This is a genomic window from Rhizobium sp. USDA 3886, assembly GCF_056279785.1.
Window position 1 is genome coordinate 3,475,657 of record NZ_JBWCDC010000001.1, and the last position, 17,988, is coordinate 3,493,644.

The window sequence follows — 17,988 nt, forward strand, 5'->3', positions numbered from 1 at the left end:
TCTCCTCATTGGCCCGCGGAGCCCTCATTTCGTTAATCAAGAGATCACGCGGTCTCCGTTCGACAGTCCGTGCTGTCCGATTCAAGCGGCCGTTGAAAGCCGACGTCGAGCGCCCGATAGGTTAATTCTCATCTGAATCACTTCCCTGCTCAGGCCCCATGCATCTGAAAGCCTCGCAATCGTGTATCCGCCGCTTACCATCAGTCTGTGGGCGCGAACGGCTGCATAATCCGATAGGAGCAGTGTCGGGCCAAGGCGCTCCGCCTCAAGCTCGTGAATCGCTGAGAAATCTCGGAGCCCATCCTGGAGGAAGGGGTTTGCCGGTGGGTGACGTAAGAGAATATGAGCCAGTTCGTGCGCGATGTCCGATGCTTGCCGCTTTGGGTCGTTCCCATCATTGGTCACAACGAAGGCGGCAAGCCCATCGAAACATACGGCGGCAGAGAAGTCGTGGCCGCCCTTCTTCTTGTATAAGAGGTCCTTCTCAGCGCAATCTGGCAACTGTGAGAGCCGATAAATCGGTACGCCCAGATGTTTTGCAAGCAGCCATGGACTCATCGGGTCGCCCTCAGACAAACCAAGTTCGCCTCTTAGTTCCACGGCCCATCGATTGGCCTCAGCCACAAATCCTTTACGCAGTTTACTCGCTACCAACCTGTTTCTCCTTGCGGAACTGGGCGTAGGCTGCCTTGAGCATGACCTCGATTGCCTGAGCGCCCTCCGGCTTGAGATTCTTGTCAGCTCTTAAATGAGCGACGATCTCGGCCAACGGTTCGGGGGGGTTATGGCCATCGTCGTCGTAGTTTATGAAATCGTTTGCGCTTAATCCGGACCACCTGCAGAGGGCTGCTAACGTATCGACATCTGGCCGTTTTCCTTGCGCAATCCTAGTTAAGGTCGACGCGCTTACCTCCGCCTTTTCCGCGACCGCCTTCCAGGTCAAATCCTTTGCATATCGATGTGCATCCAACGCGTTGAAGAACGCTTGATTGTGGAATTGCTCTTTCATTGTAATTTCACTCTTGCAATCTCCGCTCTATCTCGCAATATTGAGGTCGATTGCGAGTCTGCAATCAATAACCTAACTCGCAACCGAAAGGAAAGCGAAAATGTCGACTGGCAAGAACCAGTATGTCGTCCGGAACGGCGACAAGTGGGGTGTTCGTGGTGAAGGCAATCAGCGCCTGACTCGCGAGTTTGACACCCAGAAAGAGGCGATCAACTACGGTCGTGGCATCGCGCAGCGCCAGGAATCGGAACTGCGTATCCAGGGCCGGGATGCCCGCTTCCGTGAAGCCTACAGCTACGGCAACGACCCCTATCCTCCCAAGGGTTGATCGTGCATTTTCGTCCGTCGGCCTCGCTATCGAATTAAGCCGTGGCGGGGCCGCCGAAAGAAATAGGAGAAAAACCATGAACTTTCTGCATAACGATCTGGGTTACCTCCACGGTAACAAAACTGTCGAGGTTACGCTCGACAACGCCGCAAATGTAAAGCTGATGGATACTGGCAACTTCAGTCGGTATCGCGCGGGCGGCGGCCATAGCTATTACGGCGGTCGTGTTACGCATTCGCCGTTTCGCGTAGCGGTTCCGCGCGGCGGCCACTGGCACATAGCAATCGACCTTCGCGGCTACGCAGGAAGCGTTCGCGCTGGCGTCCGGGTTCTCGGGTGAGATCAGCTATGAAGAAATTCACGCCATTTCGCCCACTGAAACCGTTGAAGCCGATGGACCGCATGCAGAATATGCGCACTCTGAGACCCTTAGGTGCTACGAAGTGGGTCAAAGCGCATTGGCGCTATGACTACAATCGCCGGGCTTGGGAATGGGTGCTCGGTCATTGGAGCAAGTAAGAAGTCGAAAGGCCAAACGCGGGGTATTTCGGCCTTTCGACACTCTCCGACTTTTCGTTGTTCTGGCGTCCATTGAGACCAAGCGACTCTCCGTCCTCTTCGACTTTGGTCGCTTCGTAATGGTCTGACGATGCGCCAAGATGCGTCGCAGCCAGGGACACTCTGTGACCTATAAAATCACCACTACAATGTCCGCTGTTTCGCGACCTAAGCTGACGCGGAAGCCTTCTCGGATTGGTTTGGCGGCGAATGGTTCGATCCACAGGACGCTGGGCGAGGTCAGATGGCACGGTGGTCGGGCGTGCAGAGCGGGATGCACGGTGGTAGCACTGGTTGCTGACGACTGCGAAGGGACCCATCAAAATGTTTAGGACCGTTTGTCGTTTCAACTTAGCGGAGTGATATCCTTTTCGAGTTCGGCTACTTCCTTTCTGATCAGTTGAAAAAATTTACGATTAATCCGCTCGATAGCCCAGTTTGCCACCACCGAACGGTCGATGACCATCATGGTGGCGATCAGATCGATCTTCTGATCGGTGGAATATTCGTCAAACCTGGGAATGTAACGTGATGAGGCAAGGTTGAAATTGATCTCGTGATACGCCTTAACAAATCGCTTTGGAGTGCCCAACTGCTCCATCCCCAACTTACGCCATGTTTTCGCAATAAAGCTGTCGAGCCGCTGAAGCTGCTTTAAATCGTCCGTCATCGAAAAGAAGAACATCCAGCCCATTCTTCGGCCATCAAAGATGCATCCGGTGATTTTGAGATTCAAACGGGTGAGAATTTTGGCGTGATTTGCATTGAATTTTACGCCGGTCATCACCGTCATCACCTTGTCGATGATCCTCCTGTATGAACTTTCTCGCACCGACGTGACTTCGGGCGCGAGATGGAAGCCAAGATAGTCTACTCCTTGGGAGAGCGGGACAATTTTGGTCTTTGTTTTGTCTTCGAGACGATGACACTCCAGCCCAATCTGCGCCAACCGCCCTTTTATCAAACGAAAGTTCCGCTTAGCATGTGTCGTGGGGCATACGATCAAAATGTCGTCGACATATCGGAAATATGCAAACCGCGACCGGGCGAATTCATCAAATTTCAGCATATAGATCGACGACAGCACGTTAGAGATGCTGAGGCCCTGAGGGATGCCAATCGTGTTGGGTCGGGTTTCCTTGCTGGCTGAGGTTGGAGTGCTAACCGCTTGCATGATTAGATTAAGGAGCGGCTTATGACGAATGCGAGTTCTTAATCGGCGAAGTAGCTCGTCGTGACGCACAGAGGGATAGAAGTTCTTTATGTCAATTTGAATGAACGAGTAGTCATCTCCAAGTGGCGCGATCAGAGCAGCCACTTCGTCTACGATATGATGGGCGGGTGGGACCCTAGAGTCAGGGAAAACCGACATCAAAACATTCGTTAGCGCACGTAATGCGACCCGATCTCTTACCGTGGCAACAGAAATTTGCCTTGGCGGTTTATCGGGGCCTTTGAGTACGAGCTTTTGTTTAAATGTCGTGAAATTGTACGACCCAGCGAGTGCCCTGTCAGAAATTCGATTTACCCACAGATCGAGGTTTGCCGCGACTAACGATGGATGAACGCCATCCTTTCCAACGGTATTCGAGTGGAGAATGCGTTCATTGAATATTTCAGCCAGGCGTTGGGGTGCGAACTCGGTATTGAAGTTTTCGAGCGCGGTCACTTGCAGACCCATCCAGAGAGCAAAGGCCAAGCGAGAAAGATCAACGGTGCTGCAAACAGGAGGGTGACGCAAACATAGTAAAATGTGTGACGAAAAATATAAGATCGCCACATGTAAGGCGTTGGAATAAGAGGAATATCCCCCATGTTCAGCTTTTTTCCCTCCCAGTACGTATGGTTTACGATTAGATCATAGTAATCTTTTTCGGAGTGGTTCGGATAAATCTCAAGAATTTCCAGATATTCTGTCAGCCTGTCGTCGGCTCCAAGATTTTTGCTCTGAAGTTTCTGAAGCTTTAGATAGCACTCTCGAAAGATGTTGGCGCGGGTTTCGAAGCGAAAGCCACCAGCGACAAGGGACGCAACCAAAACCACGACCGACGCCGATAGGTTTATTCCCTCAAGCATTGGATAGGTGATCACATAAAATTTTGAGAAAACAGATAGTATTACTGTGAATAGGGAATAGTAAGTAACGGAAATATAGCTGACGTTCTGATTTCGAATAGCTTTTCGCTCGGCAATCATTCTTACGCGGGAGGTGATCCAGATGCGGTCGTCAACGTTGCTCAATTTCGTTCCCGTAAAATTCGTGAAAGGTGTCCGGACGCAAAGATTTCATAAGGATTAAGCACTCCAAGGAGTGCAGCTTTAAGCTCAGGCATGCCAGTCTTGGTAACAATGACCCACAGTAGTGAATCAGTGGCTTTCACCACTCCGCCCGGACGGAAAGTATTTATCTGCGATTTTCGATGGTTTCAACCGTATCGTGCATATTTTGATTAACTTGGTTGGTTCGTAGTCAAGAGACACTATGGGTCCTCGGGTTCGACCCCTACATGAAGTTTCTGAAGTCATAGACTGCGTTCACCATATTCGGGTTCTGCTGGATGATATCGGCAAACGCTTTGGAATATCCGAGCGTGACCGGCAGCTTTTTATAAAGCGTGTTGTTGTTCCAATCCATTTTGGTCAACGCAACGATACGCTTTCAGCCAGGCCGTAACGGTTGGTTCTAGTCGATTAAATATATTGACCCCAAAAATCACGGTCATCTGACTCTGTAGGAGTTCCTACGGGGCGCGAGTCCATGAGTGCTTCGCCCTCATCGCTGTCTAGGAAATGGTCCAAGGCGAGCAACGCCTTCTTCAAAGGTGAAAGCTTTTTCTTGTCCCAGGCCACGGAATAGCTCTCGTCTTTATTGATGACGTTGGTTTGAATCGCGTGTTCGAATTCTGGACGGTCATTAAACCAGTCGATCCTACCTGCTTTGTCATAGTGGTCCATGATAATATGGATTTGTACCAGACGCGCGACCGACGGAAGCGCGGATGTAACGTCAGAAATCAGCTTATCAAAGATTTCTTCGGGATCGTCATCGCCTGCTGCAGCCTTTAAGATCGCTTTTACGGCCTCTTTATCCTTCGCCGCTTTTAGCTTCTCAATGAGGTCGTCTCTTGCATCAACGAGCTTTTCGAGCCCTTCGATTTCGCCCTTCCGCTCCTCGATTGTGTCTAGCGCAGCCTGGTGATCGGCAGCCGACACCTTCTTCGCTCCTGGGAGCTTGCCGATGAGCTTCTTTGACCCTTTAACCCACTCAGCCTTCTTACTCTCCCAGACATGGTCATCGCGTTTCTCTAGATCGATGTCAGTGGCTTTCACAGCCTTCCGGAGATCGATCACAGAAGACTGCTTGGTGATGTCTAGCGCTTGAATCAGACCGAGCGTCTTGGTGACTTCGCCGAAAGCTACAGGCGGCACTACTATGGGCAAGGTTCTGTGAGACTGGGCCCAGGCGGCACCAAGCTCCATCAAACAGAAGGGGCTTTCCATGTATGATGGGGTCATAAGCAGGAACACCAGTTCTGGTTCCTGGATTTGCTCCTTCATGTACTTGTTGAAATCTTCCGTCATCGGCACGCCATGTCCTTCGACGCTTGAGCAGAATATCTCATCATGAGGCACGCCAATGGCTTCCTTCAGGAAATCTGTCAGGAGCTTGGCAAGCTTCGTGTCCGCAACGGCATGACTTACAAAAATGGCGGCCATTCAAAATCTCGGAATCGGAGTGACAGTTTTAGTGCCGCTTACATATCATGCTGCGTGACCTCTGCCACACCTCAAATCGGAGCGGCTTCGACGATCTGATATTCAGACCTTGTTGCGGTTTGTTGTCGGGAGGGGAGCGTGATCCGAAACACAGTAATCGCCTTGGTTTTCGTGCCGACTATCGAATTGTTGTCATGCAGCTGTGCGACCGCAGGCACCTTGGACATGCAGCTTTTCGGGCACCATGTCGTGATCACCAAAGGTGACGATGAACAGGATAGCCTCAAGATCGACGACCGCGAGGTCCTCAAAAACTACTATGTTGATATCGACGAAATGCACGTCATCGACGGGATGGCAGTAGCTGTCGGAACCTTTTCATTGGGCGGCAATGCGTGCGAGGGTGGCACCTTTCGTGGTCTCCTTTCCGAAAGGGCAAAAGCCTCGGGTCGACGGTCCGCTCGATAGTTGCCTTCCGGTGACCGTCAAACCATCGGATGGCAAACTCACTCTCTCCACTCCGCCAACGCCGAACCAACCGGGGCAGAAGTGGGAGTGGACGGCCAGCGCCGGGTTCAGAGAAGTCCAAGGTGATACCTTTGTTGCTGATACTTCCAAGGGCTGGGACCAGCTCAGGGAGCGCTCGGTGACGCATCCGGGAGGGCTGCTGAATTATGCGGAGGTGGCCGCAGAGATCAACCGTCCCGCAGGAACCGACAAGGCGCTGGTCAATGATATCCTGCTTGGTGTGGGGTCTGGCGAATTCAAGGGCGACCTTTTCGTCGGCACAGCTTGCTCGCGGCATTTATGCATGGATCAAGAGGCAGTAGTTGTCGCCGACATTGCTTCGAGGACCGTCTATCTCGCTTGGAAACCGTCTGGTCAGAAGATCACGGTGAACCCGGCCGTGAAGACATGGCCTGAAAAGGCGAAAGCGGAACTTCGCCAGTGGGCAGCGAAATGGAAATAATGCGACAGTTCCACCGAGCGAGCGGTCCGGTGGTTCCTCGGCGTCGCTGTAGCCACAGCAGCGGTCGCTTAGCAATCAGGTTCGTCTGTCATCGCTGAACGATGACCCGCGTTCCCGGCTCGACCATCTCGTAAAGCTCCTCGACGTCCTCGCGGTACATCCGGAAGCAACCGCTCGATGCATTGGTGCCAATGGAGGAGGGGTCGTTGGTGCCGTGTATGCGTAGTAGGCCGTCGGCAAGGTAAATCGCGCGGGTTCCAAGCGGATTTGCGGGGCCAGGCCTCACAACCGCTGGAAGCCTTGGGTTCTTCTGGCGCATGCTCGCCGTCGGCCGCCATTCGGGATGCTCTCGCTTAGAAACCACCCGAGTTGTTCCGTACCATTTCTTGCCTTCACGGCCAACGGCAATGGGGTAAGCGAACTGATCACCCCATGACGTCGTGTAAATAAGCATATGCTCGCGCGTGGCGATCACGATGGTTCCTCTCGCGTTTCGTGTCGATGGTTCCCGACGCTCACGCAGGGGTTCCTGATAGCGAGGCACTGGCTCGTAATCGAGCGGCGGTGGATAGGGGCTATACGGATCGTCGTAGCCGTAGCCACCGTACTCGTCGTATCCATCATATGGCCCATAGACTTGGGCTCGGGCCTGAAAGGCGGTCAGAAAAAGGGCCGCAGCCAAGAGAACCAGCAATCTCATTTCGTCGCCATCCGCTTGTTAAACAAGCGTGATTGGGCCGAACTCTGTGGCGGCACTATGACCGCTGGGTCTCAAGAACATCGAAACGGTGCTGTCGCTCATGATCGAACCGCCTCCTTCATTTCCGCTTTCGCCGAGATCGCCAGCTGGCATCGATCAATGCCATCGGGTTGATTCATCGGTGCGCATCCCAAAGTCGCTCTGCGACGGGCTTTGCGAGTGAGATACTTGGGCCTACTGTTAAGGACCGCCTGACGGTCGACTTCCTCGCTGCGTGCACAGGCTTCACAAGCGACGACAAGAACCTGACATCGAACCTGCCAATGTGATCATGCCTTCTTCCGCCCCCTGAGATCGGCCTCCACGCTCTTCCGCAGAGCCTCCATGATGTTGACCACGTTCGAGCCCGAGGCTTCGGTCTCAGCCTTGCCTTTCGCCACTTTCTTCTTCGGCTTCAAAGCCTTCTTCTTCTCGGCAATGATCTTCAGCAGGCTTTCCTGGATCGGGTCAGCCACCATGGTGGGCGACCACTTCTTGGTCATCTGCTTGATGAGCTGCTGCACGAGCGGGATCAGGTCTGGGTCCGCTTCTTCGTCAATATCTTCGAAGTAGCTTTCCTCCGGTCTTACCTCGTCGCCAAAGCGCAGCGTCCAGAGAACGATGCCTTCGCCGCGCGGCTCAAGGACGACGGCTCGCTCGCGGCGGCCGATCACCAGGCGTGAGACGCCGACGACTTTGTCGGCCTCCATGGCATCGCGGATGACGGCGAACGCTTCCTGTCCGACTGGATCGTCGGGCATGAGGTAGTGCGGCTTCTCCAGGTAGACCCATTCGATGCTGTCTTGTGGCACGAATTTCTCGATGTCGATTGTACGTACAGTTTCAAGAGCAACGGAATCGAGATCGTCCTCCGTCAGGATGATGTAGTCATTTTCCCCTCGGGCGTATCCCTTGGCCTCGTTCTCGTCTTTCACTGGCTTTCCAGTAACCGAGTCGACGTACTGCGATACGACACGGTTGCCGGTCGCCTTGTTCAGGGTGTGGAACCTGACTTTCTCGGATTCCGACGTAGCGGGGGACATTGCAACGGGGCAGGTGACCAACGAAAGCTTCAGGTAACCCTTCCAGTATGGACGTGGTGCCATGACCGATCCTCCTCAGCTAGCCTTGCGGTGAGCGGCAGCGCCGGAGCGGGATTTCGCGTGCGACGCCCTGCGGGGGGAGGCGCTTGCATTCGCGTTGGCGGCCGTGCGCTTTGGCTTGTCGGCCGCCTTCATCATGCCAGCACTCTCGCGTAGAGCCGCAAGGAGGTCGTTCGGCTTGGAAACCTTGACCGGCTTCTTCTTCGGGAGCGCACGGCCCTCCATCTTCGCCTTCACCAGTTCGGCAACGGCATTCTCGTAGCGGTCGTCGAACTCGGCTGGATTGAACGTCCCCTTTTTGGTTGAGATGATGTGCTTGGCAAGGTCGAGCATTTCGCCCGCGATCTTCATCTTGGGCATCTCCTCGAAAGCCTTTTCCGAGGACCGGACTTCGTAGTCGTAATGCATCGTGGTCGCGATCAGCCCTTTTCCATGAGGGCGGATGAGCACGGTGCGCATCCGACGAAAGAGAACCGTTTGCGCGATTGCGGCAACGTTTGACTTCTGCATGCCGTCGCGCAGAGCGACGAAGGCATCTTCCGATACCTTGTCGGTCGGCGTGAGGTAATACGGCTTGTCGAAATAGACGTCGTCGACGTCGGAGCAGGGGATGAAAGCCTCGATCTCCAGGGTCTTGTTGCTCTCTGGGATGACGGCTGCAACTTCCTCGGGATCGATCATGATGTACTGGCCGTTCTCGATCTCGAAACCCTTGGTTTGGGCTTCGCGGGGTACGGGATCGCCGGTTTCACCGTCGACGAATACGCGATTCACCCGGTTGCCGGTGGCTTTATTGATCGTGTTGAACGCTATTCGCTCTGAACTGCTTGCGGCCGTATAGAGGCCGACACCGCAGCTCACTTCGCCGAATTTGATGAAGCCCTTCCATTGAGCACGGTGACCACCCGGCATGATGCCTTACTCCCGAATCACTGAGTCGCGACTCAATCGTTCCGGAGGCGATTCGTTCCGAATCGAAGCCCTTCGTTTAAAGATTTTCGCTGAGCCGCTTCTTCGGAGCGAACAGTCATGCGTAGCTTTTCCAAGCTGTCTTCGTTCGTGACGCCGTGCTGAAAGAAATAGATGATCTGGGTTGCGAGTTCGTCGCAGGCGTCGTCACCCGTTATGTGCTCGGTCGCGCAGACATGATCGAAGACTCTTTTGCAGATCACAATATCTTCGTTCTGCAATGGTGCATCGTTCGCAGCGAAATCATCTCTGGTCATGGTTCAGCACTCCCGAGAAGATGGTCTATTTTCGAAAATCGATCCTGAACGCAGGATGAAAAGAAAATCACTCAGCGTCCATGCAGTGCTTTAATCTGCTCGTATAGCTCTTCTACATTTTTCGACGCTTCCCGAGCGGTGGGTGCCCAGCCGCTGTGAGGCAGGATGTTCTGCCTCTGCCAAGGTATGGTATTGATCGCCCATCGCCACTGGAGGGCACGCGACGCGGTAGTCAGGTCGAGCAGGATGCGGCCGAACTGCAAATCGCCATCCCAGGAAACGAAGTCCTGGTGGCCTTCGCCCGGCCATGTCTCCCGCCATTTGTATTTCGGCTGATATTCTTCCGTCATTGTCTCAAATTCGTTTTCTTTTTGAGTATTCCCTGATGTAATCATCAGTTGGCAAAGTCTCCAGCTTCAAAGCCTCTGCTCTCTTCCGACAAGCTGGTTCGTTCAAGAGCCCGCAAGCCGCGCGATCCGGCGCAACTAATCCTCCCCTCGATCCCATGCCAGGACGCATCGAGCCGTGCCCGTCGCGACGAAGTCCCCTCTCGGTGAGGCTTTGGCCTACATCACCAAATACTGGGACGGCCTTTGTATGTAATTGACCGACGGCCGCATCGAGATCGACAACAACAGCGTCGAGCGGACGATCAGACCGATTGCCCTACTCTAGTGTCAAAATCTCCTGGTATTCCTGATGATCTGTTCGGCGAAGAGGTCGTCTGCTCGCGGGCACCTTACGGGCCCTAAGCAGACGTTTGACGCGCAGTGCCCTGACCATTGAGGCTACTTATATCTTCTGGCGTGAGATTTGAATAACGATGCCCCACTTCGCCGCCGAAGTATTCGAGCTTTAGGCCAAACGACCGGCAGAACATGGCCAGCTCTTGCTCATCGCTCGCGCGAGAGACTGGCGGGGTCAAATCTGGTATTGCTACAAACTTATCTTCACCGGACATAAAATTAAATCCGGCCCTTGCGCGATAAAGGAAATACGCCGTCTCACACGCCCAGACACGCTGTGCCAGAAATGCTCTGTCAATTTGGTCTTGGGCTGACATGGCCGATACAACGCTTCTGTGATACTCAAATTGACCAACAACATTGGACGAAGCCAGGGCTCCCTTGTCGTAAAGGGAGATGAATAGGACTTCGTCACCTAGCTGAAAAAACAATGTTTCAGACTGCATGTTGTGAACGAAATCGAAGGATGGGAGAGGAGTAAGTGCTTTCATCCGGAGCACCGTGCCGAAAGGGTTGGGAGATATTTTTCCTCCCTTCGACCAGACTTCGTATAAACGTTGGAACAGCCAGATTTCGCGTCCGAAGTCCTCGACTTCCCAGAAATAGGGAGATGTTGGCGAACGAATATCGAGCTTGAGCGAAGCGTTTCGGTGGATCAGACCGATATGAATCTTGAAGGCCCAGAGGTAAATCTCTTGTAGACTGGCGGTTCCCCGTGAAAGTCGATCCTCTATCACACCAAAGCGAGCGTTGTGTTCTTTCGCGGCGGGCACTTTGGCGTTCTTGTAAGTGATGGTGGTGCCGTTCGGTATATTGTAAGTTTCGTTCTCCAATTTGAACCGCTTCTGCATCCAGCGTGGCAGGACATGCTCTTCGCTTGACGTTTCTTCCCCGCTAAACATGCATTTCATTATCGGCTCTCAAACGACTAATCTTTGAAAATTTTTCTGTGACGGAATAGAGCGTCAGGGAAGCAAGTTCTATCTAAATTGCTGATTCGCTATAGGAGATATCGCGACTCTGAAACTGAATGCCTGCGTTTATTTCGGCTTTTCGCATTTGGCGACGCATTCGTTGTACCATTTCTGGCACTGGTTTAGGGCCTCTTGATCGCCATCTTTGACAGATTCCTTGCACTGATCAAAGTCACGCTGACATTCTTCTTGGCAGCTTCCGGTTGGCCCAACAGATGTGAGCCTGCCGCCCACGCAACGGAACGAACAGCCAGCGAGCATCGCAAGAATAACAAATGTAAGGACATTTCGAGCGTTAAACATCGTCGTTTCCTAAAAAGCAGGGATGCTACGGTAGCCAATGATCAATTTTGTCGCGTCCTCATTCTCGATTGATTTGTCATCAAGTTTGGCGGCCAGCTTGAACAAAAGTTTCCCAAGGGGCATAGCATTCGGATTATCGGCCCGGCATAGGATGGAAGAGGAGGAAGCCATCATGGGCTCGCAGGCAAACAGTCCTAATTTTGCAGCTTCGAGACTTAGCGCTGCGCCTGAGTTGATCACGTTTGAAGTTGCATTGGTTGCCTCGGGGGTCGCCTGGCCAACTAAGGGCTTGCGAGCGTTTACAGCTTCGTAGAACGCCTTCGCGGCTGCATTCACCGCCGTTAACTTGGCTTCGACGACCTTGTAGTCGCTTTGCGTAGCGGCAGTGATGACCTTATATGCACTCGCTCGGACGGAGGGTTGCACGATCTCACTTAACCAAACTTCTTGAATTCCTTCGTTTTGGGGAGTTGGGGTGACTGCTAGGTCACCTTCCTTAATTCTAGATGCGCCTTGTGCATAGGAATAGACGGGCCAAAGTGCTCGGAGGTTATTCAGCCTTGCTGTCTGGTCGGCATACGACGCTTCGCTCAGGAAAGTGATATAGTCGCGCCATACTTTTACCAGGTCGAGCCCTGAGGCTTTGATGCGTTCCCGCACCTCGCCTTTCTGTCCATCTGGCACCGAGATCAAATCCCCGGACAGTCTCACCAGTTCGCCGTAGCCAGAGACAACCCTTCTGTATGTGCTAACGGCTTCCAAACTCACTCGCACAAATGCGTAAAGGGAATTAACCTTAGCCAAGCCTTCGATATCGACTTCCAGTCCATTGGCGACCGTTGCAAGCTGCGTAACGGTGCGCCTCTGTACGTTCAATTGTTCATCGCCGTCCCCAACTTGGTCGGTTGCAAACACTTCCTTTTCGGGGATATCTGCTTTTTGCACATAGATCGATGCAATCATTCCATCAGGTATAGGATCGCTCAAATACGCCGATAAGTAGTAATATGCAACCGGTAGCAGTGTGGCTTGCTCTGATCCACGCGACGCACTACCGGAGATAGCTTCTGCCATGATGTTCGCGGCGACGTATTCCGAAAAGCGGTCGCCGCCGCGCTGCCACAGCGCGAAACCATATAGTATCGTCAGGTCTCTGTCGTACTGCCCAGTGGCGCGTTTGTAAGCTTTTTGCGCATTCCCAAGCCGATTCAGCATTTCGCGTGCTCCGTCGACCGAACGGTACAGAGCTGGTCGCGCGAAAACATCACGCAGCAGTTCTGCTTTTTCCTGGCGGGCTTGGTATACTTCGTTGTAGCGATCGAGGTAGACCAATTGCGCTGAATAATAAACAGCATAATCAAATATTTGAGCGGAAAGCGCTTTCTCGTATCCGTCCTCCATTCCGCGAACCATTTGGCGACGTGACCAGATATCGTTCACGAAATTTAGTGCATATAGCACCGAACCGAATGCGAGAAACATTCCGAGTACAGCTGTGAGACGCGGGATAAACGGTTTCAGGGGTAGCTTCTCAATGTACAAACGGCGGTAAATCAACCAGATCGTGTATGAGAGCGCACTGACGACAACGCAGAATATGACGACGCGTTTTAGTGCACTTCCCAGCTCGCGAGTATTTTTATCCAAGACGACATCTAGTGTGCCAAGGCGTGTTTCGAGGATTCGGTCAGCCTCTTTAAGTTGCTCCTTCAGGACGCCATCAAGTTGAGCTACCGCTTCATCTGTGGCCGCGACAAGTTGATTAATGAAGAGGTCGCGCTGGCTATTGGCAATTTCCGTCGCCTTATCGAGAAAATCACCTTGTCGAGCAACAAGCAACTTTTCGAGTTTTTCGAGGCCGCGATCTACCGATTGGTTCACTTTCTCCGAAAAGTTGTCAATAGATGGCCCCGTGATAAAGCTGTTAACGGCATCGCCTGCAAAGTTCAGATTTACGATGCCTCGGCTCCCTCCGCAGGCGACTGCACATGGAAGTTTCACCCCTCCAATTTTGATATTTCCCAGAAATGAATGAGATACTGTTGGCTCCAAAAGGGCGAACAGTGCTGCCAACGCCATCGCCCATTTTTTCATCGTGATCCCCCCTCAAGGACACGCTACATTAGTATACGCTAACACTCATGGCTGTAGAATGCAAATAGCGCGACCTGCGATCACACTTTGAGGTAAAAGCAATTTGCACTGGATATAAGCCGCGTGATCATGCTGTTGAAGTAATCCGCCCAACGCATTTTTACACTTCGCTGCCTTTGTTGCTTCTGCCAACTAACATGAAGGGGCTTAGAGTGTTTTCACTCCTCGCGCTGGAATATCGCAATACCAAGGGCGAGACTTACAGAATGGTCCACTCCTTCGGCATTACCAATATTCGGATCATCGGGTTTATCTCGCTGCTTGCTAGAATTTTCCCGTAGTGGAAGATTGAGTGACAGAAGCCTCTCGGTTAGCGCCGGGAGGCTTTTCCTTTAAAAGGACCAGCCCGCCAGTGCCGCACGCAGGATCGAAAACCAGTAGGGCAAATAATCGGGCGCTTGAGGCGCAAGAATAAGGCTGCACATGACAAGTGCAAATCTCGGCGCAATGGCGACCTTAAATCCCACCCCTCGTTTCCATATAAATTCCATATTCAGCCTCGTCACATCGGTAAGGACCGACATCCAATTATCGTGTGGTGATGACCACGATTATCCCGAACATGGTTGTTTTGTAGAACAGGCCAGGTGGTTTGGCATTCTCGCATCTTGCAAAATAGGGTTTCATCGTCTTGGAGGAGGCTTCGGCAACCATGAAGCAATCGGAAAAACAGTACCTGGAATCGCTGGTTGCCACGACGAAGGCAACTCTCGAACTCTTCTCGAACAAGAAAAAGTCCACTCGGGAGAAGATGGTGGCTCGTGCCTTCCTCCGATGCTTGGGTGTTAAGTTTTCAGAAGACGAGATTGTGGTCGGCCCCGAGGAGCCTGTCGATATCTCATTCAAGAAGGCACGCTTTCAAATCAGGGAAATGCTCGGCGACCGAAAAAGAGGTCTCGAATTACATGAGCAACTGGAGCGCTATCAGAAGGCAAAATCGATCCGCGACCTCACGGACCCATGGCTTAGCTCCGAGCCGCTGTCGTTCACTGAAGTTTCGCGAGACATTGCAGAGAGCCTGTCCGACAAAGCATCAAAGTACGGCGCGGCGGCGTGCGCCAAGCTCGATGCATTGGTCTACGTGAACATTCCCGGCCGTCACCTGTATCCATTGATCCCGACACTGGGCGCGATAGCAGCGGAGGAACTGGATCGGCAGGGGTGGCGGTCGGTCTCGATGCTGTTCATTCCTTTCAGTTGTGTGCTGGTGTCAAAGGCGGACTGCCCGGCGTTCTTGAGGAAGAAAACCGGTCGCGTGCGCATGAAATGGTCTCATCCAGGCGGGTGGTTCGATCCATAAGACACCGGAGTCTGGAGAAGACCGCTGTTCGGGGCGACCTACTTTTGTTCAGATATGTCGTCGACGCAATTTGGTAGCTCTCGTGGCGACCTCTGACCAGTATCGTTCATTCGAACTGACCGCGAGGATCGCTTCTGGCGTGCGGCAAGAGTTCGTAGCTTTCCAAGTTGGCCATATCGAGAAAGTATCGAGCCTTACGCTTGGGCGCTGCTCGAAGCCAATCCGCAAGTTCCAATTGTGCAAGCCTTAGCCAGTCTGGAAAATCGCCTGGCCCCTGAAAATCGCCTTCAATAAGGCCCATAAGGGCATTCGTATAGATAATGCGACCAACGCCAGGGAATTCATAAATCGCCCTGTCGCGCTTTCCCTGTAGTCGCTCCTCGATTAGCCGACATCCGAGACCGAGTATCAATTTGTCTTCAGGAAATCTCTCATCTTCGAGAAACCAGTGCACGATTTCTGCTCGTCGCTCCCTGTCGCTCAAGCCATGGTGGGCACCAAGGCCCATGTTGCAAATCGTACAACATGGGACCAGTTTACACTGGCCGAAGTGCTCCTGAATCTGTTTCTTGGTAACGAGACCGCCGTTGGCAAACCGGTGAAGAACATAGACCGGCGGTTGGTGGTCAAATTTGCCATCATTCGGCATGCCGCAATAAATGCATCGGTCACCAGGGGCCGTCGCATAAACCCGGGCAAAGCGGTTCTCGGCCTCGCTCCGGTTATATTTCTGTTTGAGCCGCGTCCCGATCACAATGGCTACATCGCTATGCCGGACAACAATGATCGCGTTCTTATCGCATCTAAATTAAGGCAACGCTAAATTGCGCGAGCGGGGAGCGACGCCTGTGGTAGCGAAGCTACGGTGCCCCCGGTATCTGAGAGAGAGGGCGAAGACATGCTGCAGCCCCGAATCTCAATGGCATTTTGCGCTATATTGTCCGGAACGGCGATCCTGTTCGACGCTTATGAAAGCCGCATTATTTGCCACGCTCAGGCGGTGGTGTGATTGAAACAGAGCGGGCCTAAGGCTCTACGGCTGGCTCAGGAAGGAGCATGGCTGTGGGGGACCTGCGTGAATGTTAGACGTTTCGCCGTTTACGATGTACCACCAACCGCGAAAATCTTGAGTAACGTTGTCGGATCGAAAGCGCTCCACCTCTTCCAGATACTGGCCTAACATCATGGTGACGTCGCTGCTTGTTGGCGCATCGTCGAAGTCGAATTCGGCGAAACCATCTACGGGCCTGGCCAATCTTTCATTTAAGTCGCCGTATGCTTGACTCATTCATTGATGGAGCACTCATGCAGAGAGAAGACGATCCAAAGCTCGTGACAAAGGAGGCTGTACAAGCCATTTCTCTTTGGTCGAAGGATGTGTTGGAAAAGTATGCCGCCAACATTCCTGAGACTCAGCTCGTTTCTTTGGCAACCAAAAAGTCGGTTGCCAAGCGCTTGAGCGAAAATGGCGCGAGGAAATTCACGACAGTTAGGTCTTTGCCCCTGCTCGTATCTTCGGAGGTCCTTAGCTACTGCGAACGCATAAGAATTTATCCATTCATCACGCAGTACCGCGTAGAGGTGAACAAGGGCTCACCAGAAATGATCGCTGCTTGGCAACTGCATAGCCACAGTTTGCGGCAGAATGAGCTGTATGTCATTCACGAACGAGGTGGGGATATCCTCAACTTCGTGCATCATGTTGCAACGGACTTCGGTTTGGGGACCCAAAATCGCGCGAAAGAGTTCGAGAAACGCTTCAAGAAGCAGTTCGATTGGCGTCTTCGCGACAGGCATCGCGTCGTACATGCGCACGAGAGACCCTCAATGACCTCCCGCTTGGCCGACTTGATGATCGCAACGGACCAGTCGACGACGGAAGACCTCAAAAGCTACATGATGGGGCTTCTCGCCAACCTGTCCGAGCTGCTGCCGGGCGAGCACACTGACGATCCGAAAGAAAAAATGAGGCGACTACTTTCCGTACGCGATATGTACGTCAAGGCCGCAGAAGAGGAAGCGACGCAGATGACCGAAATGTTCGTCGAAGAGATGCAAAAGACCATCAACCCGTCGACGGGCGTCGCGGCAAAGTGATGCTTGGCTGACATCATTGGCAATCATAATCCAGGTTAACGAATGGACAACTTCGAGGGCAAGACGACAGCGGAGCTTTTAACCATGCACGCTGCGATCATGGAGGAGCTGCGTGGTCGAAATGTCTTGCGAAGCGCAAACAATCCTACGGGCGACCTAGCGGAATACCTCTTCTGCGCTGCTTTTGGTTGGCAGCAAGCAGCTAATTCGGTCAAAGGATATGATGCGCTCGATGACGACGGCATTAGATACCAGGTCAAAGGCCGCCGAATCCATCAGCGAAACAAGTCGCGCCAGCTCTCAGCGATCCGCGATCTGGACGGCTTCGATGTCTTGGCTGTCGTTCTATTCGATGACAACTACAATATCACCAAGGCTGCGCTGATACCGGCTGCGACCGTTCGCGAAAAGTCCGTCTACGTCCAGCATACCAACAGCAACCGGTTTTTGGCGAGGGAAGGCATCTGGGAAGTGGTCGGTGTCGTTGACGTAACCGAGCGTCTGCGAGCCGTCCCTTGAAGCTGAGAAGGTTTAGGAAGCTCCTTTGCAAGACGTTTGCGATCAAACGATTTTGGAGTTGTGCCGTTGTGGCGTCGGCCTTCATGGTGTGAAGGAGTCCCGCCTGAGGCACTGCAGTCGGTGCAGTGGAGTCCACGAGAACCAACCAGTCGCCGACGTTGCGCACCCGTAGCACTCCAAGAGAGATTATAGACGGCATGAAAATAAACTGCGGTCTTCATTGGATAAAGACTAGAAGAGTTGCA

Annotated in this window: 22 protein-coding genes and 1 pseudogene; 9 read left to right on the forward strand and 14 right to left on the reverse strand. The window is 52.9% G+C overall.

Features of this window, described 5'->3' with window-relative positions:
- Positions 1 to 81: 81 nt before the first annotated feature.
- A complete protein-coding gene (locus ACZ9BX_RS17510) occupies positions 82 to 654 on the reverse strand; it encodes an ImmA/IrrE family metallo-endopeptidase (RefSeq protein ID WP_476219191.1) in 573 nt (190 codons plus the stop codon).
- Positions 641 to 1,009, reverse strand: coding sequence for a helix-turn-helix domain-containing protein (locus tag ACZ9BX_RS17515; RefSeq protein WP_476219193.1), 369 nt, complete (start codon positions 1,007 to 1,009; stop codon positions 641 to 643). Before ACZ9BX_RS17515 ends, ACZ9BX_RS17510 begins: the two co-directional genes overlap by 14 nt.
- A gap of 100 nt (positions 1,010 to 1,109) precedes the next feature.
- Between ACZ9BX_RS17515 and ACZ9BX_RS17520 the strand changes: the two genes are divergently transcribed.
- The gene (locus ACZ9BX_RS17520) at positions 1,110 to 1,337 is read left to right on the forward strand and encodes a DUF2188 domain-containing protein (RefSeq protein WP_442081882.1); all 228 of its coding nucleotides are present in this window, start codon (positions 1,110 to 1,112) and stop codon (positions 1,335 to 1,337) included.
- Positions 1,338 to 1,413: 76 nt separating this feature from the next.
- The gene (locus ACZ9BX_RS17525; protein WP_476219196.1) at positions 1,414 to 1,677 is read left to right on the forward strand and encodes a DUF1883 domain-containing protein; all 264 of its coding nucleotides are present in this window, start codon (positions 1,414 to 1,416) and stop codon (positions 1,675 to 1,677) included.
- 564 nt (positions 1,678 to 2,241) lie between these two features.
- Here ACZ9BX_RS17525 and ACZ9BX_RS17530 read toward each other — a convergent pair.
- The 4 genes from ACZ9BX_RS17530 to ACZ9BX_RS17545 all read right to left on the reverse strand — a co-directional run bounded on the left by ACZ9BX_RS17530 (position 2,242) and on the right by ACZ9BX_RS17545 (position 5,612).
- Positions 2,242 to 3,564, reverse strand: a complete 1,323-nt coding sequence (locus ACZ9BX_RS17530) for a reverse transcriptase domain-containing protein (protein ID WP_476219198.1) — start codon at positions 3,562 to 3,564, stop codon at positions 2,242 to 2,244.
- A complete protein-coding gene (locus tag ACZ9BX_RS17535; RefSeq protein WP_476219200.1) occupies positions 3,561 to 4,136 on the reverse strand; it encodes an SLATT domain-containing protein in 576 nt (191 codons plus the stop codon). The genes ACZ9BX_RS17530 and ACZ9BX_RS17535 overlap by 4 nt, the downstream gene beginning before the upstream one ends.
- Before the next feature lie 262 nt (positions 4,137 to 4,398).
- Positions 4,399 to 4,530 carry a hypothetical protein gene (locus ACZ9BX_RS17540; protein ID WP_476219201.1) on the reverse strand — a complete coding sequence of 44 codons (132 nt, stop codon included), beginning with the start codon at positions 4,528 to 4,530 and terminating at the stop codon, positions 4,399 to 4,401.
- A gap of 56 nt (positions 4,531 to 4,586) precedes the next feature.
- On the reverse strand, positions 4,587 to 5,612 hold the full coding sequence (locus ACZ9BX_RS17545) for a toll/interleukin-1 receptor domain-containing protein (RefSeq protein ID WP_476219203.1): 1,026 nt from the start codon (positions 5,610 to 5,612) through the stop codon (positions 4,587 to 4,589).
- 219 nt (positions 5,613 to 5,831) lie between these two features.
- Here ACZ9BX_RS17545 and ACZ9BX_RS17550 point away from each other — a divergent pair, with 219 nt between their 5' ends.
- Both ACZ9BX_RS17550 and ACZ9BX_RS17555 read left to right on the forward strand, forming a co-directional pair.
- Positions 5,832 to 6,080 (forward strand): hypothetical protein, encoded by a 249-nt coding sequence (locus ACZ9BX_RS17550; RefSeq protein ID WP_476219205.1) that lies wholly within the window; start codon positions 5,832 to 5,834, stop codon positions 6,078 to 6,080.
- A 10-nt stretch (positions 6,081 to 6,090) separates the two neighbouring features.
- Complete coding sequence (locus ACZ9BX_RS17555; protein WP_476219207.1) at positions 6,091 to 6,582, forward strand: hypothetical protein; 492 nt, start codon at positions 6,091 to 6,093, stop codon at positions 6,580 to 6,582.
- Between the two features lie 88 nt (positions 6,583 to 6,670).
- Here ACZ9BX_RS17555 and ACZ9BX_RS17560 read toward each other — a convergent pair whose 3' ends face one another.
- From ACZ9BX_RS17560 to ACZ9BX_RS17580, 5 genes are all read right to left on the reverse strand, one after another.
- On the reverse strand, positions 6,671 to 7,282 hold the full coding sequence (locus ACZ9BX_RS17560; RefSeq protein WP_476219209.1) for a L,D-transpeptidase: 612 nt from the start codon (positions 7,280 to 7,282) through the stop codon (positions 6,671 to 6,673).
- A 329-nt stretch (positions 7,283 to 7,611) separates the two neighbouring features.
- The gene (gene ku, locus ACZ9BX_RS17565) at positions 7,612 to 8,427 is read right to left on the reverse strand and encodes a non-homologous end joining protein Ku (RefSeq protein WP_476219210.1); all 816 of its coding nucleotides are present in this window, start codon (positions 8,425 to 8,427) and stop codon (positions 7,612 to 7,614) included.
- Between the two features lie 12 nt (positions 8,428 to 8,439).
- Positions 8,440 to 9,336 (reverse strand): non-homologous end joining protein Ku, encoded by an 897-nt coding sequence (gene ku, locus ACZ9BX_RS17570; protein ID WP_476219212.1) that lies wholly within the window; start codon positions 9,334 to 9,336, stop codon positions 8,440 to 8,442.
- Positions 9,337 to 9,368: 32 nt separating this feature from the next.
- On the reverse strand, positions 9,369 to 9,650 hold the full coding sequence (locus ACZ9BX_RS17575; RefSeq protein WP_476219214.1) for a hypothetical protein: 282 nt from the start codon (positions 9,648 to 9,650) through the stop codon (positions 9,369 to 9,371).
- Positions 9,651 to 9,721: 71 nt separating this feature from the next.
- On the reverse strand, positions 9,722 to 10,045 hold the full coding sequence (locus ACZ9BX_RS17580; protein WP_476219215.1) for a hypothetical protein: 324 nt from the start codon (positions 10,043 to 10,045) through the stop codon (positions 9,722 to 9,724).
- A 118-nt stretch (positions 10,046 to 10,163) separates the two neighbouring features.
- Here ACZ9BX_RS17580 and ACZ9BX_RS17585 point away from each other — a divergent pair.
- A pseudogene (locus ACZ9BX_RS17585) lies at positions 10,164 to 10,319 on the forward strand (IS66 family transposase); the annotation flags it as partial.
- Positions 10,320 to 10,398: 79 nt separating this feature from the next.
- Here the strand turns inward: ACZ9BX_RS17585 and ACZ9BX_RS17590 are convergent.
- Both ACZ9BX_RS17590 and ACZ9BX_RS17595 read right to left on the reverse strand, forming a co-directional pair.
- Positions 10,399 to 11,298 carry a hypothetical protein gene (locus ACZ9BX_RS17590; RefSeq protein WP_476219217.1) on the reverse strand — a complete coding sequence of 300 codons (900 nt, stop codon included), beginning with the start codon at positions 11,296 to 11,298 and terminating at the stop codon, positions 10,399 to 10,401.
- Between the two features lie 384 nt (positions 11,299 to 11,682).
- Complete coding sequence (locus ACZ9BX_RS17595) at positions 11,683 to 13,767, reverse strand: hypothetical protein (protein ID WP_476219219.1); 2,085 nt, start codon at positions 13,765 to 13,767, stop codon at positions 11,683 to 11,685.
- Positions 13,768 to 13,979: 212 nt separating this feature from the next.
- Here ACZ9BX_RS17595 and ACZ9BX_RS17600 point away from each other — a divergent pair, with 212 nt between their 5' ends.
- Together ACZ9BX_RS17600 and ACZ9BX_RS17605 are read left to right on the forward strand one after the other, a co-directional pair.
- Positions 13,980 to 14,108, forward strand: a complete 129-nt coding sequence (locus tag ACZ9BX_RS17600; RefSeq protein WP_476219220.1) for a hypothetical protein — start codon at positions 13,980 to 13,982, stop codon at positions 14,106 to 14,108.
- 371 nt (positions 14,109 to 14,479) lie between these two features.
- On the forward strand, positions 14,480 to 15,127 hold the full coding sequence (locus tag ACZ9BX_RS17605) for a DUF1780 domain-containing protein (protein WP_476219222.1): 648 nt from the start codon (positions 14,480 to 14,482) through the stop codon (positions 15,125 to 15,127).
- 106 nt (positions 15,128 to 15,233) lie between these two features.
- Here the strand turns inward: ACZ9BX_RS17605 and ACZ9BX_RS17610 are convergent, their stop codons facing one another.
- Positions 15,234 to 15,881, reverse strand: a complete 648-nt coding sequence (locus ACZ9BX_RS17610) for a hypothetical protein (RefSeq protein ID WP_476219224.1) — start codon at positions 15,879 to 15,881, stop codon at positions 15,234 to 15,236.
- 551 nt (positions 15,882 to 16,432) lie between these two features.
- On the opposite strand from ACZ9BX_RS17610, the gene ACZ9BX_RS17615 reads away from it, so the two are divergent.
- On the forward strand, positions 16,433 to 17,224 hold the full coding sequence (locus tag ACZ9BX_RS17615) for a hypothetical protein (protein ID WP_476219225.1): 792 nt from the start codon (positions 16,433 to 16,435) through the stop codon (positions 17,222 to 17,224).
- Positions 17,225 to 17,266: 42 nt separating this feature from the next.
- On the forward strand, positions 17,267 to 17,743 hold the full coding sequence (locus tag ACZ9BX_RS17620; RefSeq protein WP_476219227.1) for a hypothetical protein: 477 nt from the start codon (positions 17,267 to 17,269) through the stop codon (positions 17,741 to 17,743).
- Positions 17,744 to 17,988: the final 245 nt, after the last annotated feature.

What these genes read in the sequence shown, in the direction of transcription:
- ACZ9BX_RS17595 (WP_476219219.1), bottom strand. Translation starts at nt 13,767, where the DNA reads ATGAAAAAATGGGCGATGGCGTTGGCAGCACTGTTCGCCCTTTTGGAG.
- ACZ9BX_RS17580 (WP_476219215.1), bottom strand. Translation starts at nt 10,045, where the DNA reads ATGATTACATCAGGGAATACTCAAAAAGAAAACGAATTTGAGACAATG.
- ACZ9BX_RS17615 (WP_476219225.1), top strand. Translation starts at nt 16,433, where the DNA reads ATGCAGAGAGAAGACGATCCAAAGCTCGTGACAAAGGAGGCTGTACAA.
- ACZ9BX_RS17525 (WP_476219196.1), top strand. Translation starts at nt 1,414, where the DNA reads ATGAACTTTCTGCATAACGATCTGGGTTACCTCCACGGTAACAAAACT.
- ACZ9BX_RS17545 (WP_476219203.1), bottom strand. Translation starts at nt 5,612, where the DNA reads ATGGCCGCCATTTTTGTAAGTCATGCCGTTGCGGACACGAAGCTTGCC.
- ACZ9BX_RS17590 (WP_476219217.1), bottom strand. Translation starts at nt 11,298, where the DNA reads ATGTTTAGCGGGGAAGAAACGTCAAGCGAAGAGCATGTCCTGCCACGC.
- ACZ9BX_RS17540 (WP_476219201.1), bottom strand. Translation starts at nt 4,530, where the DNA reads ATGGATTGGAACAACAACACGCTTTATAAAAAGCTGCCGGTCACGCTC.
- ACZ9BX_RS17520 (WP_442081882.1), top strand. Translation starts at nt 1,110, where the DNA reads ATGTCGACTGGCAAGAACCAGTATGTCGTCCGGAACGGCGACAAGTGG.
- ACZ9BX_RS17620 (WP_476219227.1), top strand. Translation starts at nt 17,267, where the DNA reads ATGGACAACTTCGAGGGCAAGACGACAGCGGAGCTTTTAACCATGCAC.
- ku (WP_476219210.1), bottom strand. Translation starts at nt 8,427, where the DNA reads ATGGCACCACGTCCATACTGGAAGGGTTACCTGAAGCTTTCGTTGGTC.
- ACZ9BX_RS17605 (WP_476219222.1), top strand. Translation starts at nt 14,480, where the DNA reads ATGAAGCAATCGGAAAAACAGTACCTGGAATCGCTGGTTGCCACGACG.
- ACZ9BX_RS17515 (WP_476219193.1), bottom strand. Translation starts at nt 1,009, where the DNA reads ATGAAAGAGCAATTCCACAATCAAGCGTTCTTCAACGCGTTGGATGCA.
- ku (WP_476219212.1), bottom strand. Translation starts at nt 9,336, where the DNA reads ATGCCGGGTGGTCACCGTGCTCAATGGAAGGGCTTCATCAAATTCGGC.
- ACZ9BX_RS17575 (WP_476219214.1), bottom strand. Translation starts at nt 9,650, where the DNA reads ATGACCAGAGATGATTTCGCTGCGAACGATGCACCATTGCAGAACGAA.
- ACZ9BX_RS17560 (WP_476219209.1), bottom strand. Translation starts at nt 7,282, where the DNA reads ATGAGATTGCTGGTTCTCTTGGCTGCGGCCCTTTTTCTGACCGCCTTT.